General features: G+C 69.1%; 17 protein-coding genes. 3 read left to right on the forward strand and 14 right to left on the reverse strand.

What is annotated here, in order from left to right:
• Nucleotides 1-95: 95 nt before the first annotated feature.
• From AB0F77_RS13490 to ngcE, 7 genes are all read right to left on the reverse strand, one after another.
• Complete coding sequence (locus tag AB0F77_RS13490; protein ID WP_361946365.1) at nt 96-1,391, reverse strand: sugar ABC transporter permease; 1,296 nt, start codon at nt 1,389-1,391, stop codon at nt 96-98.
• The gene (locus AB0F77_RS13495; protein WP_361946368.1) at nt 1,388-2,179 is read right to left on the reverse strand and encodes an ATP-binding cassette domain-containing protein; all 792 of its coding nucleotides are present in this window, start codon (nt 2,177-2,179) and stop codon (nt 1,388-1,390) included. The genes AB0F77_RS13490 and AB0F77_RS13495 overlap by 4 nt, the downstream gene beginning before the upstream one ends.
• Before the next feature lie 183 nt (nt 2,180-2,362).
• Nucleotides 2,363-3,472 carry a substrate-binding domain-containing protein gene (locus tag AB0F77_RS13500; RefSeq protein ID WP_361946507.1) on the reverse strand — a complete coding sequence of 370 codons (1,110 nt, stop codon included), beginning with the start codon at nt 3,470-3,472 and terminating at the stop codon, nt 2,363-2,365.
• A 133-nt stretch (nt 3,473-3,605) separates the two neighbouring features.
• Entirely contained in the window at nt 3,606-4,805 is a 1,200-nt protein-coding gene (locus AB0F77_RS13505; RefSeq protein WP_361946371.1) for an ROK family transcriptional regulator, read from the reverse strand.
• 766 nt (nt 4,806-5,571) lie between these two features.
• Nucleotides 5,572-6,495 (reverse strand): carbohydrate ABC transporter permease, encoded by a 924-nt coding sequence (locus tag AB0F77_RS13510; RefSeq protein ID WP_361946374.1) that lies wholly within the window; start codon nt 6,493-6,495, stop codon nt 5,572-5,574.
• 4 nt (nt 6,496-6,499) lie between these two features.
• Nucleotides 6,500-7,426, reverse strand: a complete 927-nt coding sequence (locus tag AB0F77_RS13515; RefSeq protein WP_361946377.1) for a sugar ABC transporter permease — start codon at nt 7,424-7,426, stop codon at nt 6,500-6,502.
• Between the two features lie 85 nt (nt 7,427-7,511).
• Complete coding sequence (gene ngcE, locus AB0F77_RS13520) at nt 7,512-8,957, reverse strand: N-acetylglucosamine/diacetylchitobiose ABC transporter substrate-binding protein (RefSeq protein ID WP_361946380.1); 1,446 nt, start codon at nt 8,955-8,957, stop codon at nt 7,512-7,514.
• A 397-nt stretch (nt 8,958-9,354) separates the two neighbouring features.
• On the opposite strand from ngcE, the gene AB0F77_RS13525 reads away from it, so the two are divergent.
• On the forward strand, nt 9,355-13,098 hold the full coding sequence (locus AB0F77_RS13525; RefSeq protein WP_361946510.1) for a GH92 family glycosyl hydrolase: 3,744 nt from the start codon (nt 9,355-9,357) through the stop codon (nt 13,096-13,098).
• A gap of 68 nt (nt 13,099-13,166) precedes the next feature.
• On the opposite strand, the gene acnA is transcribed toward AB0F77_RS13525, so the two are convergent.
• The 3 genes from acnA to AB0F77_RS13540 form a co-directional block, all read right to left on the reverse strand.
• Nucleotides 13,167-15,896, reverse strand: coding sequence for an aconitate hydratase AcnA (acnA, locus tag AB0F77_RS13530; RefSeq protein ID WP_361946383.1), 2,730 nt, complete (start codon nt 15,894-15,896; stop codon nt 13,167-13,169).
• 184 nt (nt 15,897-16,080) lie between these two features.
• Complete coding sequence (locus AB0F77_RS13535) at nt 16,081-16,683, reverse strand: GNAT family N-acetyltransferase (RefSeq protein ID WP_361946386.1); 603 nt, start codon at nt 16,681-16,683, stop codon at nt 16,081-16,083.
• Entirely contained in the window at nt 16,676-17,632 is a 957-nt protein-coding gene (locus AB0F77_RS13540; protein WP_361946389.1) for a virginiamycin B lyase, read from the reverse strand. Before AB0F77_RS13540 ends, AB0F77_RS13535 begins: the two co-directional genes overlap by 8 nt.
• A 122-nt stretch (nt 17,633-17,754) precedes the next feature.
• Between AB0F77_RS13540 and AB0F77_RS13545 the strand changes: the two genes are divergently transcribed.
• Entirely contained in the window at nt 17,755-19,284 is a 1,530-nt protein-coding gene (locus AB0F77_RS13545; protein ID WP_361946392.1) for a UDP-N-acetylglucosamine 1-carboxyvinyltransferase, read from the forward strand.
• Between the two features lie 202 nt (nt 19,285-19,486).
• On the opposite strand, the gene AB0F77_RS13550 is transcribed toward AB0F77_RS13545, so the two are convergent.
• On the reverse strand, nt 19,487-20,449 hold the full coding sequence (locus tag AB0F77_RS13550) for an aldo/keto reductase (protein ID WP_361946395.1): 963 nt from the start codon (nt 20,447-20,449) through the stop codon (nt 19,487-19,489).
• A 366-nt stretch (nt 20,450-20,815) separates the two neighbouring features.
• Nucleotides 20,816-21,535, reverse strand: a complete 720-nt coding sequence (locus AB0F77_RS13555) for a type 1 glutamine amidotransferase domain-containing protein (RefSeq protein WP_361946398.1) — start codon at nt 21,533-21,535, stop codon at nt 20,816-20,818.
• 155 nt (nt 21,536-21,690) lie between these two features.
• Here AB0F77_RS13555 and AB0F77_RS13560 point away from each other — a divergent pair, with 155 nt between their 5' ends.
• Nucleotides 21,691-22,569, forward strand: coding sequence for a helix-turn-helix transcriptional regulator (locus AB0F77_RS13560; RefSeq protein WP_361946401.1), 879 nt, complete (start codon nt 21,691-21,693; stop codon nt 22,567-22,569).
• Nucleotides 22,570-22,668: 99 nt separating this feature from the next.
• Here the strand turns inward: AB0F77_RS13560 and AB0F77_RS13565 are convergent, their stop codons facing one another.
• The gene (locus tag AB0F77_RS13565) at nt 22,669-23,340 is read right to left on the reverse strand and encodes a hypothetical protein (protein WP_361946404.1); all 672 of its coding nucleotides are present in this window, start codon (nt 23,338-23,340) and stop codon (nt 22,669-22,671) included.
• Nucleotides 23,341-23,381: 41 nt separating this feature from the next.
• Nucleotides 23,382-24,527 (reverse strand): hypothetical protein, encoded by a 1,146-nt coding sequence (locus AB0F77_RS13570; RefSeq protein WP_361946407.1) that lies wholly within the window; start codon nt 24,525-24,527, stop codon nt 23,382-23,384.
• Between the last annotated feature and the right edge of the window lie 293 nt (nt 24,528-24,820).

Below are 24,820 nucleotides of genomic sequence, written 5' to 3' on the forward strand. Positions count from 1 at the left end.
CGAGTCTAATGTTCGCCCCGGACCGGACACGACAGTGCCCGGTGCCTTTGAAGGCACCGGGCACTGTCACGCCCCTGTGGCGACCGGGCGAACCGTCAGGCCCGACCGGCGGTCTTCTGCGTCTTGCGCGTGATGGAGTCGATGACCACCGTCGTGAGCAGGACCGCCGCGGTGATCATGTACTTCACCGGCTCGGCGATGGACTCCAGCTGGAGGCCGTACTGGATGGACACGATCACCAGCACACCGAGCAGCGCGTTCCACGTCCGGCCACGACCACCGAACAGCGAGGTGCCACCGATCACGGCCGCGGCGATCGCGTTCATGAGCAGGTCGCCCGCGCCGGCGCTCTGGTTGGCCGAGGCGATCTTGGAGGCGAGGAACAGACCACCGATCGCCGCGAAGCCGCCGGAGATGGCGAACACGGAGATGCGCATGGCGGTCACGTTGATGCCGGCACGCCGGGAGGCCTCGACGCTGCCGCCGAGCGCGAACACCTTGCGGCCGTAGGCCGTGCGGCGCAGCACGAAGTCCGTGCCGATCAGGAAGACCAGGAAGACGACCGTGGCCAGCGGCAGGCCCTTGTACTGGTTGTACATGAACGCCGCGGCGAAGGAGATCACGGCGAGCAGGACCGTACGCATCAGGGTGTCGCTGAGCGGCCGGGAGGGGACGCCCGCGGCCTCGCGGCGGCGGTTGCCGAGGAAGGAGGTGACGAAGAACACCACGACCACGACGAGCGCCAGACCGTAGGCGGCGGCCACGTCCGAGAAGAAGTACGTGGTGAGGTTGCCGATGAAGCCGTCGCTGTCGAGGTTGATCGTGCCGTTGTCGCCCAGCACCTTCAGCATGAAGCCGAGCCAGAACAGCAGACCGGCCAGGGTCACGGCGAAGGCGGGGGCGCCGAGCACCGCGAAGAAGAAGCCGTGCAGCGCGCCGATGGCCGCGCCGGCGGCGACGGCGACCAGCACCGCGAGCCACTCGGGCCAGCCCTGGTTGACGGCGAGGACGGCCGCGAGGGCGCTGGCCGCGCCGCTGACCGAGCCGACGGACAGGTCGATCTCGCCGAGCAGCAGCACGAAGACGATGCCGACCGAGATCATGCCCGTGCCGACCATCGTGACGGTGATGTCACTGATGTTCTGCGAGGACAGGAAGTTGGAGTTCAGGCTCTGGAAGACGATGCAGATGATGATGAGGCCCAGGATGACCGGGAGGGAGCCCAGTTCACCGGCCTTCATCTTGCGCTTGAACTCGCCGACGTAGCCGGCGAGGCCCTGCTCGCGCACGAGCAGACGCGGGTCGACCGCGGTGACCGCGGCGGCCGCGGCCTCGGGGTTCTCGACGGCCGTCTCGTCCGTCGCCGTCGCGGAGGTCTTGTCGACGCTCACTTGGAAACCTCCCCGGTCGTACGCGCCGCACGGCGGGTCACTGCGTTGTCGGTGGCGCCGGTGATGGCGGAGATGATCTCCTCCTGCGAGGTCGTCTTGACCTCGAAGACGCCGTTGTTGCGGCCCAGGCGGAGCACGGCGACCTGGTCGGCCACCGCCTTGACGTCGGCCATGTTGTGGCTGATGAGGACGACGGCGAGGCCGCGCTCCCGCAGCCGCTCGACCAGGTCGAGGACCTGGGCGGTCTGCTCGACGCCGAGGGCGGCGGTGGGCTCGTCGAGGATGACCAGCTTGGGCTCGCCGAGCATGGAGCGGGCGATGGCCACGGTCTGGCGCTGACCGCCGGAGAGCGAGGCGATCGGGATACGGACGCTGGGGATGCGGATCGACAGCGTGGTGAGGAGCTCGCGGGAGCGGCGCTCCATCTCGACCTCGTCGAGGATGCCGCGCTTCTTCAGCTCACGGCCCAGGAAGAGGTTGCCGACGACGTCGATGTTGTCGCACAGGGCGAGGTCCTGGTACACCGTCGCGATGCCCAGGCTCTGGGCGTCGTGCGGCCTGCCGATCGACACCGGCTTGCCTTCCCATTCGATGACGCCTTCATCGATGGGGTGCACGCCGGCGATCGTCTTGACCAGCGTGGACTTTCCGGCGCCGTTGTCGCCCACCAGGGCGACCACTTCACCGGCGTGGACCTCAAGCTCTACGTCGGTGAGCGCCTGAACGGCACCGAACCGCTTGGAGACCCCGCGCAACGCCAGCACGGGCGTAGCGGACACGTGAACCATCTCCTTCGCCGCCTGACCCGGCGGGAGGTTGTGCAGAAAGATTGGGGGGAGTTCCGTCCGGCGCCCCGCACGAGCTTGCGGGGCTGACTGATGCGCGGGGCGCCGGAGGAGATCTGGGTGCGGACGGCCCCGTACGGGGACCCGTGAACGGATCCCCGTGTTCGTGCCGGGACCGGCTGCCGCTTACTTGATGCCGAGCTTGTCGCAGGCGGACTTGTACTTGCCCGCGCAGATGTCGGCCGCGGTGTAGACGCCGTCCTTGATGACGGTGTCGTTGATGTTGTCCTTGGTCAGCGAGGTGACCGGGACGAGCACCGACGGGACGTCCTTGGCGCTGCCGCTGGAGACCTTGTCCTTGGCGATCGACGCCAGGTCCTCGCCCTTGGCGAGCGCGACGGCCATCTCGGCGGCGGCGTCGGCCTCGGGGGCGTACGGCTTGTAGACGCTCATGTACTGCTCACCGGTGACGATGCGCTGCACACCCGCGAGCTCGGCGTCCTGACCGGTGACCGGGACGTTGATGCCCGCGGCCTTGAGGGCGGTGATGGCGCCGCCGGCCATGCCGTCGTTCGCGGAGTAGACGCCCGCGATGTTCTTGGCGCCGACCGAGGAGATCGCCGCCTCCATCTCGGAGTTGGCGTTGTCCGGCGACCACTCCTTGGTGTCGTACTCCTTGGCGACCGTGACCTTGCCGTCGAGGACGGAGTGCGCGCCCTTCTTGAAGAGGGCGGCGTTCGGGTCGGTGACCGAGCCGTTGATCATGACGATCTTGGAGGACTTGGTGGCCTTGCTGCCCAGGGCCTTCAGCAGGGCCTCGCCCTGGACCTTGCCGACCTCTTCGTTGTCGAAGGAGGTGTAGGCGCTGATCGGGCCCTCGGCGAGACGGTCGTACGCGACGACCTTGATGCCGGCGTCCACGGCCTTCTGGACCGAGTTCTGGATGGCCTTGGCGTCGACCGCGTCGACGATCAGGACGTCCACCTTGTTGGTGATCATGGTGTCGACCTGCTGCGCCTGCAGGTTCGCGTCCTGGCGCGCGTTGTTGTACTGGATCTCCGCCTTGTTGTTCGTCAGCTCCTTGATCTTCTTCTCGATCAGAGGCCGGTCGAACTTCTCGTAGCGGGCGGTCTTGTTCTCGGGGAGAAGCAGACCGACCTTGATGTCGTCGCCCTTCTTGGCGGACGACGACGAGGACGAGGACGACGCCTTGTCACCCGAGTCCTTGGCGCTGCCACATGCGGCCAGCGAAACGGCCATGGCACCAGCAGCAACGGCGAAGGCCGCACGACGCATACGCGTGTTCACTTCAGAAACCTCCCTGACGAGGCCGCGTCGTTGCGGCCGAGGTGGCTGGAAGTCAACTCGGCCGCGCGTGCAACGTCAAGAAGTAAATCCTTAACGAGATGGCAACGATGCCATCCGTTCTCTAAGTGAAGGCAGGGGTGGATGCGTGCAGCGTCCCGTCCAAAAGGGTCGAATCACCCATCTCGCTGAGCGCGAGAGCGAGTGCTCCGAGCACCTCCGCACGGCCACCAAGTGCCCCCGGGAGAACGGACAGTTGACGCGCCGCGCTGGGGATCGCGTAGCGGCCGACGGACTCCCTGATGGGACCGAGCACCAGTTCCCCGGCCTCGGCGAGATCACCGCCGAGGACCACACGGCTCGGGTTGAGCAGATTGCACAGATTGGCCACCCCGCTGCCGACATGGCGGCCGACGTCGGCGATCACCCGACGGCAACCGGGGTCGCCGTCCCGCGCGAGCCGCACCACGCCCTCCATGGTCAGATCCGTGCCGTGACTGGACTGGAGCAGCGGCAGTACGTAGCGCGCGGCGGTGAACGTCTCCAGGCAACCACGGTTTCCGCAGCGGCAGACCGGACCGGACTCGTCGAGCGTGATGTGTCCGATCTCACCAGCGGTTCCACCGGGTCCCCGGTAGATCTTCCCATTGATCACCAGGCCGGCGCCCACACCGCTGGCGACCTTGATGTACGCCAGGTCGCGCACCCCCCGGCCGCTGCCCCAGACCAGCTCGCCGAGGGCGCCGAGGTTGGCGTCGTTGTCCACGTGCACGGGCACGCCGAGCCGTTCGCGCAGCTCCTGGGCGGGCCGGGTGCCGCTCCAGCCCGGGAGGATGGCCGTGGAGCCCAGGGTGCCGGACTCGACGTCGATGGGGCCGGGCACACCGAGGCCCACGCCCGCGATCTTCGTCCGGTCCACGCCCGTGGCGTCGATCAGACGGTTGACCAGCTCTTCCGCCCGGTCGAAGCCCTGGCTGGAGGAGGCGTCGACGTCCAGCGGCTCGGACTCCTCGGCGAGCACCTGGTGGGCGAGGTTCCCGATCGCCACGCGCAAATGGGCGTGCCCGAAGTCGACGCCGATGACGATGCCGGCGTCGCCGCTGAGCGAGACGCTGCGGGCCCTGCGTCCACCCGCTGAAGTCGGCGTGACCTCGACGGTTCCGCCGTCCTTCAGTTCTCGCACGATGTTGGAGACCGTGGCCGCGGACAGGCCGGTCGTCCGCGCGATCTCCGCCTGCGTGAGCGACCCGGCCAGCCGCACGGCCCGTACGACTCGTTCCAGGTTGGCTCGGTGCAGCGACGACTGCGACCCCGGAGTCTCCATCGACCCATCCACTCCTGCCATCGGTGGGCGGCCCCTGTGCCGCCCGTGGCCCAGGTCACATCTGCGGAACCGGGCCACTTACAAGTTATGAACTCCAAGCTCTGCCGAAGGGGTTGTCGCAGTCAAGACCTTGACGGAAATCGCTCTCGCTCACCCCGACCCGTCCAGGACACCCCGAGGACATGCCTACGCCACCCCGGAGCAGGGCGGCGTTGCCCTCGTGAGGCCCGTCCAGGAGCCTTCCGGAGGCCCCGCGCGAGGGTGCCGAGTCCCTCGTCCGAGCCTTCAGCCGCAGAAACCTCGACACCCTCGCACGGGGGTATACGGGAATGCCTGTACGAATTGCTGCCGTGAAGCCGGGGGCGGACCGGGCGTGTGACGACGGCGCGGTGGGTAGCGCGCAGTTGCGAACGCGGAAGCGTCCGGCACCCGCGCGGGACAGGCGGACCGGAGGCCGTGTCGCGCGTTCGGCCGGGGAGCGCTCCACGCACGCCGGTGACCTCGCGGGAGAGGGCCCGGACGGCGCCGGCGCGGGCCACCCAGCCCACGCGCGGCGGAACCGCGGGCGGCGGGCGCCCGCGAACGCGGACTTGCGAGTGCGATCGACGGAAACACTCATGATCTGGTGACCTAAATCACATGCCGTTGTATACGCGTGGAGCGGCCCGGCGGAGGGTGCCGGAGCACCGGCGGGCGTCCGAGCCGCCGCCCGCCGGTGCCGTCCGTCCCCGGGGCCGCCGCGGGGCGGGCCCGAGCCGCCGGGAGGCTACTTCAGCGCCCCCGCCGTGAGCCCCTGCACCACCTGGCGCTGGAAGACGATGTACGCCGCGAGGACCGGGAGCATCGCCATGACGAGCCCCGCGAACAGTCCCGACCAGTCGCCCTTGTAGCCCTGGCTCACCGCCAGCTGCACCAGGCCCTGGGTGAGGACCCGCTTGTCCGGGTCGGTGTTCAGCACCGTCGGGAGCATGTACTGGTTCCACTGGCCCAGGAAGTTGAAGATGCCGACGCTGATCAGACCGGGCTTGGCCATGGGCAGCATGATCTGGAAGAACGTACGGCTGTGGGAGGCGCCGTCGACGAAGGCCGCCTCCGCCACCGAGGTGGGCAGGGTCCGGAAGAACGCCGTGAGGAAGAACACGGTGAACGGCAGCGAGTACGCGATGTAGACGAGGATCAGCCCGTGGATCGTGTTCAGCAGGCCCATGTTGTTCACGACGTAGAACAGCGGGACCAGCGCGAGCATGATCGGGAAGCTCATGCCGCCGATGAACAGGTAGTAGATGAAGCGGTTGCCCGGGAAGTCGAACCGGGCGAGCACGTACGCCGCCATCGAGCCGAGGACCAGCGTGCCGATGAGCGAACCGCCCACCACCAGGATGGTGTTGAGGAAGTAGTCGCTCATGTTGGCCTGGGTCCACGCCCGCGACCAGTTGTCGAAGTGCAGCTTGTCCGGCAGCGCCCACGGCGAGCTGAAGATCGAGCGGTCGTCCTTGAAGGAGGTCATCACCGCCCACAGCAGCGGCATGACCACCATGAACGCCCAGATGATCAGGAAGCCGTGCGAGAAGGCGTTGAGGATGCCGCCCTCCTTCCTGCGCCGCTCGGGCCGCCCGGCCGGCGCGGCGGTCTTCACGACGGGGGCGCCCGGCTGGGCCGGGACGGAGGCGGGGGTCTCGGTCGTCTTCATGGGATCAGAACTCCAGCCGCTCGCGACGGCCCAGCCGCATCACGATCGCGGCGAAGGCGAGCGTGACGACGAGCAGGGCGACGCCGATGGTGGTGGCGTAGGCGGCCTGACCGTCCCGGAACGCCTTCTGGTACACGTACAGGACCATCACCGTGGTCGAGTAGTCGGGACCGCCGGGCCCGGTCGTCATGATCTGCACGACGGCGAACGACTCGGCGCCCAGGGCGAGGATGCCCATGTAGACCCAGCCGGACTGCACGGTGTCCCACAGCAGCGGCAGGGTGATGCGGAAGAACGTGGCGGCGCGGCCCGCGCCGTCGAGCAGCGCGGCCTCGTAGAGGTCGGCCGGGATGGACGCCATGCCCGCCGAGAACAGCACCACGAAGAAGCCGGTCGTCGACCAGACCAGGACCGCCATCACGCACCACAGCGCGAGCCCCGGATCACCCAGCCACAGCGGCTGGAGGCTGTCGAGGCCGATGCCGCGCAGCAGCGAGTTGATGGCGCCGCTGTCCGGGTTGTAGGCGAAGGCGAACAGGAGCGCGACGATGGCGATGGAGAGGACCTGCGGGAAGAAATAGACGATCTTGTAGAAGGAGGAGCCCCGGACGCCGGAGATGGCCGGGCCGCCCTTTCTCCTGCGCCCGCCCACATTGATCATGAAGGAGAAGAACAGGGCGAGGCCGATCGTCACCACCGGCAGCACCAACGCGAACAGCAGGCTGTGCTGCAACGACTTCCAGAAGATCTCGTCGTCGAGCATCCTCTTGTAGTTGTCGAGGCCGACCATCTTGAATTCGGGGCTGAGCCCCGTCCAGTCCGTGAACGAGTAGTAGATGGACTGGATGAACGGCCAGACGACAAAAAGCGCGTACAGCCCCAGGGGAACCACCAGGAACCCCACGATGAACCGGTATTTCCCGTGCTGCATTACTGCCGACCCCGATCTCCGTGCGGGCGCCGCCACCAGGGCCCGTCCGGCGGAAACACCGCGGACGGGCCCTGGTGACGATTGCTCACTGGTGCTTGTAGTGCTTGATCGACGTGTCCTTGGCGGCCTCGTCGGCAAAGCCCTGGATCTTCTTGATGGCCTCGGCCGGGGTGAGCCGGCCGGCCATCATCTCGCCGAGACCGGCGACACCGATCTTCTCCTTCTGGAGCTGCACGTACCAGTCCTGGAGGCGGGGGTTCACGACGTTGTCGCCGGCCTTGTCCAGCGCGGCGACACCGGACTTGAGGCCCGGAGTGAGGGTGATGCCGTCGGTGCCGCCGTTGTACGCGGTCAGCGACTTCACCTTGGCCGTGAAGTTCTTCGAGGACGCCTCGCTGAGCATGATGCGCAACTGCTCCATGCCGCCCGCGGCGTTCTTCGCCTTGGCCGGGACGATGAACGGCTCGCCGCCGGACGCCCAGATGGTGCCGAAGGGCATCTTGTCGGAGCTGTCGATGCCGGTGGGCGCCGAGACGGCGAGGTCGAAGTCGGCGGGGATGACGTTCGCCGACTCGTTCTCCACCCAGGAGCCGTTGGGGATGAACAGGGCCTTGCCCTGGGCCCAGGCGGTCTGCGACTGGATGTGGTCGAGACCGGGGGTGCCCTTGAGGATGTACCCCTTCTTGAAGAGCTCGTAGTAGGCGTCGAAACACGCCTTGACCGCCGGGTGCTTCCAGGCGTTCGGCTCCAGGTTGTCGATGGCGTCGAGCACTTCGCGGCCGCCGACCTTGCCGATCATCGGGTACAGCGAGAACGGGATGTAGTACGGGTACTTGCCCGCGTACGTCCAGCCCGCGATGCCCTTCTTCTTGGCCTTCTCGCACACCGCGAGCATCTGGTCCCAGGTCTGCGGGTACTCGGCGTCCAGCGAGTCGAGGGCCTTCTGCGAGTACCAGACGCCGTAGACCGTGTAGGCGTAGTACATGATCCAGACGGGGTCGCCGTCGAACTGGCCCATCTCCACGATGCCGGGGCGCAGCGTGTCGCGGACCTTCTTGCCCGGGTCGTCGTACGAGGGCGCGTCCAGCAGCGGGGTGAGGTCGGCGAGCTGGTTCTTGCCGACGAGGACGCCCATGTCCATCTGCTCGGCACCGGAGTTGTCGATGAGGTCCGGCGGGTTGCCCTGGTTGAAGCGGGGCTGGAGGGTGGACTGGATCTTCTGGGTGGCGGCGAACTTCACCTTCGCCCCGGGGAAGTCCTTCTCGTAGATCTTCACCGCGTCCTGGGCGTACTCCTTGCCGAAACCGCCGTCGAACAGGACGAATTCCATGCCCGCGGAGTCATTGACCGCGAGGGGGTTCTTCGCGGACTTCTTGCCCGCCTTGGCCTTGTCCTGACCGTCGCCGCCGCTGCTGGCACAGGCGGACAGGAAGCCCGCCGCGGGAAGGGTGAACAGACCGAGGGCGGCGGACCGCTTGATGAGGTCGCGGCGGCCCACGCCACCATGGCTCGCTGCCGGGTTGGATCCCATGCTCAAGTCCTCGCTTTCTCCAGGACTCAGGCGGTGAACCGGATCCTCCCCGGCACCGCGGTCGGGTAGCGCTGGGTCGTGCAGGAAACGCCGACAGGTATAGTCCACTTCCGGTCGGCTGAGCAAGATCGAATGCAAGGTTGGCCATGGGTCTTTTCCGAGTTGAGACCTCGCGGAAATATGCGGTGGCTGGGTGCCCCTTGCCGGAAAAATCCGCGACATAGGCCCCTTAACGCCACACCCAACACCCTTGACACCATGCGGCACTTGACCGCTACTGGTTGCTGCGCAAGGAATTTGACAACGTTGTCCAGCGCACGCAGGGAGGGTATCCGCTTTGTTGCGAAGAACCCGGCACACATGGGGCACCGCGGCCGTCGCCACGGCCGTATTAGGTCTGGTGGTCGGCTCACAGGGGGCGGCGGTGGCGCTGCCCGTCGAAGGGCACACCGCGAGCCGGACGTTCGCCTCGTCGTTCGAGACCGACGACCCGGCACCGGACTGGCTGAGCACGGTGGACACGGCACGGGACGGGAGCAAGCGGGCGTCGGGGGTCGACGGCGGCTACAGCACCGGCATCCCGGGCAGTGTGAACGACCACGTCACCGAGGTACGGGCGAGCAGCGAGAACACGGGCGGCGGCGAGGTCAAGGAGAACCTCGTCGACGGTGAGCCGAGCACCAAGTGGCTCACCTTCGAGCCCACCGGCTGGGTCGAGTTCGACCTCGACAAGCCCGTCAAACTGGTGACGTACGCGCTCACTTCGGCCAACGACGCCGCCGAACGCGACCCGAAGGACTGGACCCTTCAGGGCTCGGCGGACGGCAAGGACTGGAAGACGGTCGACACCCGCTCCGGTGAGACCTTCCCGCAGCGTTTCCAGACCAGGTCGTACGACCTCGCCGAGCCCGCCGAGTACCAGCACTTCCGGCTCGACATCACGCGGAACAACGGCGCCTCGGGCATCGTGCAGCTGGCCGACGTGCAGTTCTCCACGGGCGGCGGCGACACCCCGGTGCCGCCGGACATGCTCTCGCTGGTCGACCGCGGCCCGAGCGGCTCGCCGACCGCCAAGGCGGGCGCCGGCTACACCGGCAAGCGCGCGCTGCGGTACGCGGGCCGGCACACCGCCGACGGGCGGGCGTACTCGTACAACAAGGTCTTCGACGTGGACGTGCGGGTCGACCGCGACACCCAGCTGTCGTACCGCCTCTTCCCGTCGATGGCGGACGGCGACCGCGACTACGACGCCACCAACGTCTCCGTGGACCTGGCCTTCACCGACGGCACCTATCTGAGCGGCCTCGGCGCGACGGACCAGCACGGCTTCACGCTGTCCCCGCGGGGCCAGGGCGCGTCCGAGGCGCTGTACGTCAACCAGTGGAACAACGTGACCTCCCGGATAGGCTCGGTCGCCGCGGGCAAGACCGTGGACCGCGTCCTGCTGGCCTACGACTCCCCCGCCGGGCCGGCGAAGTTCCGCGGCTGGCTGGACGACGTCGCCATCGAACCGGTCCCGCAGGAGAAGCCGAAGGCGCACCTGTCCGACTACGCGCTGACCACCCGCGGCACCAACTCCAGCGGCAGCTTCTCGCGGGGCAACAACTTCCCGGCGACCGCGCTGCCCCACGGCTTCAACTTCTGGACGCCGGTGACCAACGCGGGCTCGCTGAGCTGGCTCTACGAGTACGCGCACGGCAACAACGCGGACAACCTGCCCACGATCCAGGCGTTCAGCGCGAGCCACGAGCCGAGCCCCTGGATGGGCGACCGGCAGACCTTCCAGGTGATGCCGTCCGCCGCCTCCGGCACCCCGAGCACCGACCGCACGGCGCGGGCACTGGCCTTCCGGCACGAGAACGAGACGGCACGCCCGTACTACTACGGCGTCCGCTTCGAGAACGGCCTCAAGGCCGAGATGACCCCGACGGACCACGCGGCGGCGCTGCGCTTCACCTACCCCGGTGACGACGCCAGTGTGCTGTTCGACAACGTCACCGACCAGGCGGGCCTGACCCTCGACAAGGACAACGGCGTCGTCACGGGCTACTCCGACGTCAAGTCCGGCCTGTCGACGGGCGCGACGCGGCTGTTCGTGTACGGCGTGTTCGACAAGCCGGTGAAGGAGGGCGACGCCGGCGGGGTCAAGGGTTACCTCCGCTTCGACGCGGGCGCCGACCGCACGGTGACCCTGCGGCTGGCGACCTCGCTGATCAGCGTGGACCAGGCCAGGGACAACCTGCGCCAGGAGATCCCGGACGGCACCTCCTTCGACACGGTCAGGTCCCGTGCGCAGCGCACCTGGGACAAGCTGCTCGGCAAGGTCGAGGTCGAGGGCGCGACGCCGGACCAGCTGACCACGCTGTACTCCAGCATGTACCGGCTGTACCTGTACCCCAACTCGGGCTTCGAGAAGGTCGGTTCGACGTACCGGTACGCCTCGCCGTTCTCGCCGATGCCCGGTCCGGACACCCCGACCCACACCGGCGCGAAGATCGTCGACGGCAAGGTGTACGTCAACAACGGCTTCTGGGACACCTATCGGACCACCTGGCCGGCGTACTCCTTCCTGACGCCCTCCCAGGCGGGCGAGATGGTCGACGGGTTCGTGCAGCAGTACAAGGACGGCGGCTGGACCTCGCGCTGGTCCTCCCCCGGCTACGCGGACCTGATGACGGGCACCTCCTCGGACGTGGCGTTCGCGGACGCCTACGTCAAGGGCGTGAAGTTCGACGCGAAGGCGGCGTACGACGCGGCCGTGAAGAACGCGACCGTGGTCCCGCCGTCCTCGGGCGTGGGCCGCAAGGGCATGGCCACGTCGCCGTTCCTCGGCTACACCTCCACCGCCACCGGCGAGGGCTTCTCGTGGGCCATGGAGGGCTACGTCAACGACTACGGCATCGCCAGGATGGGCCAGGCCCTGTACGAGAAGACGGGCGAGAGGCGCTACAAGGAGGAGTCGCAGTACTTCCTCAACCGCGCCCAGGACTACGTCAACCTCTTCGACCCGAAGGCGGGCTTCTTCCAGGGCCGTGACGCGCAGGGCGACTGGCGCGTGGACTCCGCCGAGTTCGACCCGCGGGTGTGGGGCTACGACTACACGGAGACCAACGGCTGGGGCTACGCCTTCACCGTCCCGCAGGACAGCCGGGGCCTGGCCAACCTGTACGGCGGCCGCGCCGGACTGGCCGACAAGCTCGACGAGTACTTCGCCACGCCGGAGACGGCCGGACCGGAGTTCGTCGGCTCCTACGGCGGTGTCATCCACGAGATGACCGAGGCGCGGGACGTGCGGATGGGCATGTACGGCCACTCCAACCAGGTCGCGCACCACGTCATCTACATGTACGACGCGGCCGGTGAGCCCTGGAAGGCGCAGGCGAACGTCCGCGAGGCGCTCTCCCGCCTCTACACGGGCAGCGAGATCGGGCAGGGCTACCACGGCGACGAGGACAACGGCGAGCAGTCGGCCTGGTACCTCTTCTCCTCGCTCGGCTTCTACCCGCTGGTCATGGGCGGCGACGAGTACGCCATCGGCTCCCCGCTGTTCAAGAAGGTCACGGTCCACCTGGAGAACGGCCGCGACCTCGTGGTCAACGCGCCGAAGAACAGCGCGAACAACGTCTACGTGCAGGGTCTGAAGGTCAACGGCCGTGCCTGGACGAAGACCTCGCTGCCGCACGAGCTGCTGGAGAAGGGCGGGGTGCTGACCTTCGACATGGGCTCCCGGCCGTCCAGGTGGGGCACGGGCAAGGACGCGGCGCCCGTCTCCATCACCAAGGACGACGAGGTGGCCACGCCCCGTGCCGACGTGCTGAAGGGCGCCGGCGCCCTGTTCGACAACACGTCGGCCACGTCAGCGGCGGTGACCTCCGTGGACCTGCCGGTGAACGCCGCGGCGAAGGCGATCCAGTACACGCTGACGTCGGGCACCGACCACACCGCGGCGCCGACCGGCTGGACCCTCCAGGGCTCGGCGGACGGCACCACGTGGCGCACGCTGGACCACCGCTCCGGCGAGTCCTTCGCCTGGGACCGCCAGACCAGGGCGTTCACCGTCGCCGCGCCGGGCTCGTACGCCGAGTACCGCCTGGTCCTCGACGGTGAGTCGACCCTCGCGGAGGTGGAACTCCTGGCCTGATCCCCGCACGGCAGAGGGCCGCACCCCCGGTGCCGGGGGTGCGGCCCTCTTCTCCTGTGGGGCGCCGCCTACTTGGTGATCAGGCTGCGCAGCACGTAGTGGAGGATGCCGCCGTTGCGGTAGTAGTCCGCCTCGCCGGGGGTGTCGATGCGCACGACCGCGTCGAACTCCACGCCGGTGTCGGTGGTGACCTTCACGGTGCGTGGGGTGGTGCCCTCGTTGAGCTGGGTCACGCCGGCGACGGAGAAGGTCTCCTCACCGGTCAGGCCCAGGGACTCGGCGTTCTGGCCCTCGGGGAACTGGAGCGGCAGGACGCCCATGCCGATGAGGTTCGAGCGGTGGATGCGCTCGTACGACTCGGCGACGACGGCCTTCACGCCGAGCAGCGCGGTGCCCTTGGCCGCCCAGTCGCGGGACGAGCCGGAGCCGTACTCCTTGCCCGCGAGGACGACGAGCGGGATGCCCTGCTCGATGTAGTTGCGGGAGGCGTCGTAGATGAAGGCGACCGGAGCACCTCCTTCACCTTCGGCGGCCCGCGTGAAGTCGCGGGTGTAGCCGCCCTCGGTGCCCGGCGCGATCTGGTTGCGCAGGCGGATGTTGGCGAACGTGCCGCGGATCATGACCTCGTGGTTGCCGCGGCGCGAGCCGTAGCTGTTGAAGTCGCGGCGCTCGACGCCGTGCTCCGTGAGGTACTTGCCGGCCGGGGTGTCGGCCTTGATGGCACCGGCCGGGGAGATGTGGTCGGTGGTGACCGAGTCGCCCAGCTTGGCGAGGACACGGGCGCCGTCGATGTCGGTGACCGCGGCCGGCTCCATGGCCATGCCCTCGAAGTACGGGGGCTTGCGCACGTAGGTCGACTCGGCGTCCCACTCGAAGGTGTTGCCGGTCGGGATGGGCAGGGACTGCCACTGGGCGTCGCCCGCGAAGACGTCCTGGTAGGACTTGTTGAACATGTCCTCGCCGATGGCGCCCGCGACGACGTCGTTCACCTCGGCCTCGCTCGGCCAGATGTCCTTCAGGAAGACCGGGTTGCCGTCCTGGTCGGCGCCCAGGGCGTCACGGGTGATGTCCACCTTCATGGAGCCCGCGAGGGCGTACGCGACGACCAGCGGCGGGGAGGCCAGGTAGTTCATCTTGACGTCGGGGTTGATGCGGCCCTCGAAGTTCCGGTTGCCGGAGAGGACCGACGTGACCGCGAGGTCGTGGTCGTTGACGGCCTTGGAGACCTCGTCCGGCAGCGGGCCGGAGTTGCCGATGCAGGTGGTGCAGCCGTAACCGACCAGGTTGAAGCCGACCTTGTCGAGGTACGGGGTCAGGCCCGCCTTGTCGAAGTAGTCGGTGACGACCTTGGAGCCCGGGGCGAGGGTGGTCTTGACCCAGGGCTTGCGGGTCAGGCCCTTCTCGACCGCCTTCTTGGCCACCAGGGCGGCGGCGACCATGACGTACGGGTTGGAGGTGTTGGTGCAGGAGGTGATGGCCGCGACCGTCACCGCGCCGTGGTCGAGGGTGTAGACCGTGCCGTCGGGGGCGGTGACCTGGACCGGGTTGGAGGGGACGCCGTTGGAGGCGGCCGGGGCGTCGGAGGCCGGGAAGGACTCCTTGCCCGCCTCGTCGGCGGTGTCCACGTAGTTGCGGACGTCCTGGGCGAACTGCTGGGCGGCGTTGGCCAGGACGATGCGGTCCTGCGGGCGCTTCGGGCCGGCGATGGACGGGACGACCGTGGCGAGGTCGAGTTCGAGCTTCTCGGAGAAGTCCGGCTCGGCCTTCGGGTCCAGCCAGAGGCCCTGCTCCTTGGCGTACGACTCGACGAGCGCGACCTGCTGGTCGCTGCGGCCGGTCAGGCGCAGGTAGTTCAGGGTCTCGTCGTCGATCGGGAAGATCGCGGCGGTGGAGCCGAACTCCGGGGACATGTTGCCGATGGTGGCGCGGTTGGCGAGGCTCGTGGCGGCGACGCCCTCGCCGTAGAACTCGACGAACTTGCCGACGACGCCGTGCTTGCGCAGCATCTCGGTGATCGTGAGCACGAGGTCGGTGGCGGTGGTGCCGGGCCGGAGCTCACCGGTGAGTCTGAAGCCGACGACGCGCGGGATGAGCATGGAGACCGGCTGGCCGAGCATGGCGGCCTCGGCCTCGATGCCGCCGACGCCCCAGCCGAGGACGCCGAGGCCGTTGACCATCGTGGTGTGGGAGTCGGTGCCGACCAGGGTGTCGGGGTACGCCTGTCCGCCGCGCACCATGACCGTGCGGGCCAGGTGCTCGATGTTGACCTGGTGGACGATGCCGGTGCCCGGCGGGACGACCTTGAACTCGTCGAAGGCGGTCTGGCCCCAGCGCAGGAACTGGTAACGCTCCTTGTTGCGGCCGTACTCCAGCTCGACGTTCTGCTGGAAGGCGTCGTTGGTGCCGAACTTGTCGGCGATGACCGAGTGGTCGATGACCAGCTCGGCCGGGGCCAGCGGGTTGATCTTCGCCGGGTCGCCGCCGAGCTCCTTGACGGCCTCGCGCATGGTGGCGAGGTCCACGACGCAGGGCACGCCGGTGAAGTCCTGCATGATCACGCGGGCGGGCGTGAACTGGATCTCCTGGGACGGCTGGGCCTGCGAGTCCCAGTTGCCGAGGGCGCGGATGTGGTCGGCCGTGATGTTCGCGCCGTCCTCGGTGCGGAGCAGGTTCTCCAGCAGCACTTTCAGGCTGTACGGAAGGCGAGCCGAGCCTTCCACCTTATCCAGCCGGAAGATCTCGTACGACTCGTCGCCCACCTGCAGCGTGCTGCGGGCGTCGAAGCTGTTCGCCGACACGACAGTCTCCTTCATTGATGTGCGCCTATCACCACGATCCTGCCGCCACGGCATGTGGGCCGATCCGCTAAGGTAAGACTAAGTAAGGTAATCCTTACCGCCAGACCGGTGATGCGTGCGACTGCGGTGCGCCTCGGCAGATATCTCGATGTCGAGATAACTCTAGTACATGGGACGGGGATGGTCATGCCCGGCCCGGACGACCGCTGCCGCCCTTTCGCGGCATTTGACAGCGAACGCCATCGTTTCGCGTGGCCGGGGACCACACGCCGAACCACTGCTCGGCGCCCCACTCCTCGAACCGTTGCACCTCGGTGAACCCCAGCCTCGCCGCGAGGCGCATCGAGCGATCGTTGGCGGTCTGGGTGCAGAGCACCACCGGCTCACCGGGAAGCGCGTCGGCGAACCAGCCGAGCGCCGCCGCACACGCCTCGACGGCGTACCCGTGCCCCCACGCCTCGGGCAGGAACATGTAGCCGAGCTCGGCTTCCCCGGCATCCGCACGGACGTGCCCCGGACGCTCCGCGTCGCGCCGATCGAGCGTGACCGTGCCGATCGCCGCTCCGTCGAGATCGACCACGAAGAGGCCGGGGCGCCGCCCCGGCAGTTCGGGCACCGCGCGTTCGAGCTCGTCACGGGGTCGGGGGCCGCCGAGGTAGGTACGCACCTCCGGCGAGGCGAACAGTTCGATGAACGCCGCCCGGTCCCGCGCCTCGGACTCCCTGAGGACGAGCCGTTCGGTCCTGATCGGGGCCGGTGGCCAGGCGACGGGTCCCGGCTCAGTCACGGCGGGCAACGTATCGCACGCCCGTGAGCGTGATCCGAGAGACGCCGCCGGTCTCCAGGGCGGTCCAGATCGCGCCGTCCGGGCCGACGGTGAGGCCGTGGGGTTCGGGGGCGAGGGTGGCGCCCCGCGGTGCGGCGGTGGGTGAGGGGAGGTCGTACTCCTCGATGGTGCCGTCGGCCGTCACGCGGCCCACGCGGCCCGTGCCCCACTCCGTGAACCAGCACTCGCCGGGGGCGGCGGCGACGATCGCGTGGGGCTTGGCCTCGGGGTCGGGCAGCGGGAACTCCTCGACGTCGCCGTCCATGGAGATCCGCCCGACCAGGCCGGCCCCGATCCCCACGTACCAGACGTGGACACCGTCACCGGTGATGCCGACGGGCGCGGAGCCGGCGGTCGGCAGGGCGTACACGGAGACGTCACCGCCGACGGTGATGCGCCCGATCGCGTCGGCCTGGTTGAGGGCGAACCAGAGCGCCCCGTCCGGACCGGCGGTGATGGCCGCAGGGAACGCCCCGGAGACGGGCAGCGCGAACTCGGTGACCTCCCCGCCGACGGTGATCCGCCCGACGCGGTCGGCCCCCGGCTCGGTGAACCACAGGGCGCCGTCGGGGCCGGCCGTGATGCCGTAGGGGGCGCTGCCGGGTGTCGGCGTGGGGAAGGTGTCCGTACGGCCGTCGACCGTGATCCGGCCGACGGCGTGGTCCTGGGAGCGGGTGAACCACAGGGCGCCGTCCGGGCCGGGCGTGATGACACAGGGGCGGCAGGACGGCGGGTCGAGGGGGTGCTCCCGGACCGTGCCGTCGAGCGCGAGGCGGGCGATGCGGCCGCCGTGGACGAGGGTGAGCCACAGGGCGCCGTCCGGGCCGGAGGCGATGCCGTAGGGGCCGGCCCCGTCGGACGCCACCGGAAACGAGTCGAGCGTCACGTTATGAGGTGATTCGGTAGACATGTCCCTGCTTCACTGGCGATCGGGTGAGGGCGACAACCGCCTCACCAGGCATCCTTGACGAAGTGTCACCCGAATGGACCCCCCGACAGGCACCATCTCATATCTGAGATAGCCTCAACCTCATGGCAGACGACTACCTCGTACGCATCGGCAGGCTCATCCGCGACGCCCGACAGCACCGGGGCTGGACACAGGCCCAACTCGCGGAGGCCCTCGGCACCAGTCAGAGTGCCGTGAACCGTATCGAGCGCGGCAACCAGAACATCAGCCTTGAGATGATCGCCCGAATCGGTGAAGCCCTGGACAGTGAGATCGTCTCACTGGGCTACGCGGGCCCGATGCATCTGCGGGTCGTCGGCGGCCGTCGCCTGTCCGGCGCCATCGACGTCAAGACGAGCAAGAACGCCTGCGTCGCCCTCCTGTGCGCCACGCTGCTCAACAAGGGCCGCACGGTGCTGCGCCGGGTCGCCCGCATCGAGGAGGTGTACCGCCTGCTGGAGGTGCTCGGTTCCATCGGCGTGCGCACCCGCTGGATCAACGACGGCGTCGACCTGGAGATCGTGCCGCCGGCCGATCTGGACCTCACGGCCATCGACGCCGAGGCGGCCGTCCGCACCCGCTCCATCATCATGTTCCTCGGCCCGCTGCTGCACCGCATGGACCACTTCAAGCTGCCGTACGCCGGCGGCTGCGACCTCGGCACGCGCACCATCGAACCGCACATGATCGCCCTGCGCCGCTTCGGTCTGGAGGTCGCGGCGACGGAGGGCCAGTACCACGCCGAGGTCGACCGTGCCGTCCGCCCGGACCGCCCGATCGTGCTGACCGAGCGCGGGGACACCGTCACCGAGAACGCGCTGCTGGCCGCGGCCCGCCACGACGGCGCCACCGTCATCCGCAACGCCTCCTCCAACTACATGGTCCAGGACCTCTGCTTCTTCCTGGAGGCGCTGGGCGTCCGCGTCGAGGGCATCGGCACCACCACGCTCACCGTGCACGGCGTGCCGAACATCGACGTCGACGTCGACTACTCCCCCTCCGAGGACCCGGTCGAGGCGATGAGCCTGGTGGCCGCGGCGGTGGTGACGGAGTCCGAACTCACCGTGCGCCGGGTGCCGATCGAGTTCCTGGAGATCGAACTCGCGGTCCTGGAGGAGATGGGCCTCGACCACGACCGCACCCCGGAGTACGTCGCCGACAACGGTCGTACGCGCCTGGTGGACCTGACCGTGCGCCCCTCCAAGCTGGAGGCGCCCATCGACAAGATCCACCCGATGCCGTTCCCCGGCCTCAACATCGACAACGTGCCGTTCTTCGCGGCCATCGCGGCGGTCGCCCAGGGCAAGACCCTCATCCACGACTGGGTCTACGACAACCGCGCGATCTACCTCACCGACCTCAACCGCCTCGGCGGCAGGCTCCAGTTGCTCGACCCGCACCGCGTCCTGGTCGAGGGCCCCACCCGCTGGCGCGCGGCCGAGATGATGTGCCCGCCGGCCCTGCGCCCGGCGGTGGTCGTCCTGCTGGCGATGATGGCGGCGGAGGGCACGTCGGTGCTCCGCAACGTGTACGTCATCAACCGCGGCTACGAGGACCTGGCGGAACGCCTCAACTCGATCGGCGCGCAGATCGAGATCTTCCGGGACATCTGACGAACGGGTGCCGCCGCACTCTGCCCGACCTGCTGCCTGGCGGGTCGGGGAGGGTGCGGCGGCGGTGCGGCGGCGGCAGCCCTGGGGCTCCTCCGGGACGAGGCCGCCGGGCCGCTCGGCCGAGGTGTCGGACATCTCCGTCGACGGCCCGGGGGCCTTGTCCGTCCGCGCCCTCGGACGTCGACCGACAGCGCGTCGCTCGTCAGGCCCGTCGGGGAGGGGTCACGCCGTCGAACCAGTTGGGCGTGAGGCCCCTGCGTTCCGCGGCGAGAGGGATGGAGCTCAGCTCGGCGAGCTGGTCGGCGCTGAGCTCGACGAGCGCCGACAGCGTGTTCTTCTCCATGTGGTCGGCCTGGCGCGTGCCGGGGATCGGCAGCACGTCATCACCCTGGTGGAGCAGCCAGGCGAGCGCGACCTGGCCCGGCTCGGCTCCGACCTCACCCGCGATGCGCTGGACGATCTCCAGCAGGCGCGTGCTCGGGTCGACCTGTCCGCCCCGGGGTGAACCCGTCGCCGTCAGGACGCCGCGCCCGAGCGGGCTGTAGGGGACGATGGCGATCCCCAGCTCGCGGGCGGCGGGCAGGACCTCGGCCTCGATGCCGCGCTGCCACAGCGACCACTCGGTCTGGAGTGCGGTGATCGGATGGATCGCCGCGGCCCGGCGGACGGTGTCGACGGCAGCCTCGGACAGACCCAGATGCCGGACCTTGCCCTCGGTCACGAGCTCGGCCATCGCCTCGATCGTGTCCTCGATCGGGGTGGTCGGGTCGATCCGATGGACGTAGTACAGGTCGATGTGGTCGGTGCCCAGTCGGCGCAGCGACCGCTCCACCTGGCCGCGCAGGTAGGCGCGGGTCCCGTCGGCACGCGGGGGTGTCGCCGCGGTCATGGGAACGATGCCGAACTTGGTCGCCACCACGAAGTCGTCGCGACGGCCCCGCAGGGCGCGGCCCACGACTTCCTCGCTCGGGCCGTACACGTCCGCGGTGTCGACCAAGGTGAGGCCGAGTTCCCCGGCTCGATCGAGGATTTCCTTCGCGACGGCGTCCTTGTCGTAGTACGCCGGAGGGTTGTGATAGTTGCCGAAGCTCATCGCGCCGAAGCCGACGGCGCCGACGGTGAGCTCCTCGGGGCCGAGGTCTCGGGTCGGGATGGGCGGGGTCATGGGGGTGTCCTTCACTTTGTCACTGCGATGGTTCGACGCGGGCCGTCCGCGGGCCGGTCGAGTCCGACGACGGCGATCACCCGGTGAGGGCCGTCGGCGATGAGCTCGTGGGTGGTCCCGTGGGCGGTGATCACGTCGGCACCGTCCGCGGCGGAGTTCCGCTCCCGGACCGCGTCGGCGTCGTGTCCGGTCCACGGGCCGGGTGCCTGACGGCCCTCGGGCAGCGTCAGCCGATGGTCCGCGGCGCGGACCTCGAAGAGGGCTTCGAGGTCCGCGCCGCGGCGACTTCGTGGACCTGCCGGACGATCGCCCCGTCGGTCTCTTGGACGGACCGCGCTACGGCACCGGACGGCAGGCCCACACCGGTCAAGCGGCCTGTTCGACACCGAGGGCTGCGAGGAGCTTCCTGGCGACGGCCGCACCCGAGGCGGGGTTCTGGCCGGTGATCAGGTTGCCGTCGACCACGACGTGCGACTGCCAGGCCGGACCGCCGGTGACCTCGGCGCCACCCGCGCGCAGACGGGCCTCCAGGAGCCACGGCGCGTTCGCGTCCAGACCGGTGATGTGCTCCTCCTCGTCGGTGAACGAGGTCATCCTGCGGCCCGTGAAGGGCCACTTGCCCTCCGCGTCTCCCGCGGAGAGGAAGGACGCCTGCCCGTGGCAGAGCGCCGCCACCGTCTTGCTGTTGTCGGGCAGCATGGCGGCGAGGATCCGGCCGGACTCGGCGTTCACGGCCAGGTCCTGCATCGGTCCGTGACCGCCGGGGACGAGCACCGCGTCGTACTCCGACGGGTCGATGTCCTCCAGGCGCAGCGGGTTCTCAAGGAAATCGCGCACCTGTTCGAGGTAGGAGCGGAAGCGTGCGACGGCGTCCGCGTCACCGTTGTTGGCCTCGACCGACAGGCTGAGCTCGTCGACGACGGGGACCACGCCGCCCGGGGTGGCCAGGGTGAGTTCGACGCCCGCCTCGGACAGCAGCTGGTGCGGGACGGCGAACTCCTCGCCCCAGAAGCCGGTCGGACGCTGGGTGCCGTCGTTCTGGCTCCAGACACGCGCACCGGTGAGCATGATGAGTACCTTGGACATGGGGATCTCCTGAATCGGGATGTGATGGCTGGACGCTGCGTTCCGCGTCCACTTATGACAACGGAGATCGGACGGTCAGGAATGCGGGTCGGTCGGCCCTGCGTTACCTAGGACTGGCAGTACTCATTAGGACGGAACGTGGAGCGGGAGGCGTGATGGACACGAGGGAAGAGTTCGGCAGGTTCCTTCGTGCCGCGCGTGCCCGCGCGGCGCCCGCTGCCGTCGGCGGACGCTCGTCCCGCAGTGCCGGCGTCGATGTCCGCCAGCGCCGGGTCAAGGGACTGCGCCGCGAGGAGGTCGCCCAGCTCGCCGGCGTCAGCTTCGACTACTACGCCCGGCTCGAGCAGGGTCGCATCGGCCAAGTCTCCGACTCGGTGCTGACAGGCGTCGCCGACGCCCTCACGCTCGACGACGCAGAGCGCCGCTACCTGCGCGACCTGGTGGCGGGACCGCGCCACCCCTCCGCCGCCGCGTCCCGCGCCGGCATCTCGTCGTCCCGTGGTGAACGGGTGCGGCCGACGATCCGACGCCTCGTGGACACCTTCACCGACGTTCCCGTCATGGTGACGGGCCGCGGCATGGACGTCCTGGCGGTGAACGCGCTGGCGGCCGAGATCTTCTTCGACCCCACCGCCGTGCCTGCCTCCGAGCGGAACCTCGCCGTGTGGACCTTCCTGGCTCCGGAGGCCAGGGAGCGGTTCGTCGAGTGGGAGCGGATCGCCCAGGGCATGGCGCACGGCCTGCGTATGCAGGCCGCGAGCAATCCCGGCGACGCCCGGGTCGCCGAGGTGACCGCCTCGCTGCGCGACCGCAGCGAGGACTTCCGCGTGATGTGGGCGAAGCAGGGTGCTTTCGAGTGCACCTTCGCCAGCAAGCTGATGCGCCACCCCGCCGTCGGCGAGTTCCGGCTCGACTGCGAGGCCCTGCCCGTGCCCGGCGACGCGGTCCAGAAGATGAACGTCCACAGCGCCCCCACCGGCTCACCCGCGGAGGCCAAGCTGACCGAACTGCGAGAACTCCTCGCCTCGGCCTGAATGCGGTCGAGCACGGCGGTGCGAGCACGCCGGCAAGCACCGGTTGGGGTCGGGCTGGTCGCCCGACCCCAAGGGGTACGGCGTGCGCGGAGAGTCGGGTCAGTGCGGGGCCACGCCGCCCTTGCCGTGCTCGGGGCGGCGGGTCCACAGGGACAGGTCACTGCTCGTCGCGACGGCGACGGTCTCCCCTGAGGGGGAGAACCCGAAGGCTCGAAGCTCCGAGTACGTGGAGTGGAAGATGTGCCACCACCGCTCTCCGTACGGGCCGGTGTGGGGAAGCCCGCCGTCGACCGAGAGCAGCACACGATCGTGGGGCCATGCCGGGGTGACGGCCTCCAGGGTCCAGCCGTCCCCGGTCGTGGTGTGCAGCCGTCCCCCGAAGAGCCCCGCGATGTGTACGCGGCTGCCGGCGATCGGCCCCGGCCCGGGGCAGGTCAGGTCGGCGACCGCGTCGGGGGTGCCGTCGTCGGGGTCGGGGTCGCGGTCCCGGGCGATCTTTTCGCCGGTGACGGCGTCGAAGAGACCGTGACCGTCGTGCGAGACGACCATGACCAGGTCATGGCCGCTGTCGGGATGCGCCGCGAAGCCGATGCCGAGCAGTCCGCCGACGGGGACTCCGTACGCGTGCTCGAAGACGGGCCGCCAAGGCGCGGGCGCGGGAACGACAGGGGCCGCGAGCAATCGGTCGCGCAGTGCCCGCTGGTGGGCGGAGAGCCCCGGTTCGCCGACGGGTCGCTCCGCCGGACCTGCCTTCTTGATGTAGTCCGTCATCTCTCGATGTTCTCGCTTCGGCGAGAGCGTCCGTGGCCTGATCAGAGCATCGCGAGTGCTTTGTGTATGCGCAGTGACGTGCCCTGGTGCGTGACCCGTCTGCTCAGGATCTCCAGTTCCGTCCGTGCCGCCCGGTCACCGAGCAGAGCCAGCGCGACGACGGCCGCCTCAGCCACTTGCGGCGAGCGGGGCGCGTCCGCGGACCGCTCGTCCAGGGAGGTCTCGACGAGGTCGACGAGGGCGTCGACGAGGGCATGGACGGTGTCCGGCCGAGGTGGAAGGAGGGCGAGCATCCATGTGAGTCCGCGTAGGACGTGGGAGTTGTAGGGGTCGAAACACTCGTTCACATCGAACGGGAGGTGCGGATGGCCGAGAAGCGGGGAGGTGCGATCCAGATGAGCCAGCTCCAACCACCTGAGCACCGCTCGTCGCACCTCCTCCGGGCCGATGGCGTCCAGCAGCTCCGATCCGGTCCGTCTCCACTTCGCCGACGGTGCTTCGGCCGTGGCCGGGGCCGCATGCTTCAACAGCCGTTGCCACGGCTCTCCCCCGGCAGTTGCTTCTTTGAGGGCGGCGTCGGCCCACGGTTCACCGGGATTGAGCAGCGGACCGGGAAAATGGGCCAGCAGGGTCCGCAGTCCGGGTTCCCTGCCGTTCGCGGCCGCATGCGTGCGACGGAAGCCCGGCAGGTGCGCCGACGCACTCGTGCGCCGGAAGGCGGCCAGGACGGCCGCGTCGGGAGTACGCCCCGCCGTGAGTTCCGCGTCGGCCAGTTCCCAGATCCGGTGGGTCGACCAGACGAGGAACTGGTCCCCCAACCGGGAAAGCTCGTCCTGGCGTTCGGCGGCCAGCAGGTCCCCGTCGAGGCCCCGGACGACTCCGGAAGCGACCATGAGCAGTTCGGTGCGGAGGTATTCCGGATCCCGCCTGAACTCCTCGGCAGAACAGTCGTCTTCCACATGGGCGTACCAATGGGCCCATATACGGGCGAGCTCCAGCCGGTCCTCGTCGGGCAGCGCCCGTAGGAGCTCCATGTTCTCGACCCCCACACCCGTCATGGAGCCGTTGTTGCAGGCGGTCCGCATGACGACGCGAGACAGCTCGGGCAGCTCGCCGCGCTCCGCGAGGAACCGGTACCGAGCGGCCTGTTCTGCCAGGACCTGGGTGTTCCCCATCCATCTGCTCATGGCAGGCACCCTAGAAGACCCCACTGACACCGAACGCGCCCCTGTCCGTGGGGCTCCGTTCTCCGGCCTCCGAGAGGCGCCCATGCCCTCGCGCGCGCAGGCGACCGACAGGAGCCAGTAAACGCGGCTTGGCGCCCCACGGCCCCACGCCATGCGAGCCCGTTCGAGCGGACCGACGAAGGTCCCGTGGCGTTGTGCGTGCTCAGCGATCGACGCCAAGTACGCCTGAAAACCCGTGAGAACCCAGTCGTCAAAGACCGCGCGGATCTGATTCGGCAGCCGACCAATCCGTG

It is taken from the genome of Streptomyces sp. NPDC026672 (assembly GCF_040638185.1).
Lineage (GTDB): Bacteria > Actinomycetota > Actinomycetes > Streptomycetales > Streptomycetaceae > Streptomyces.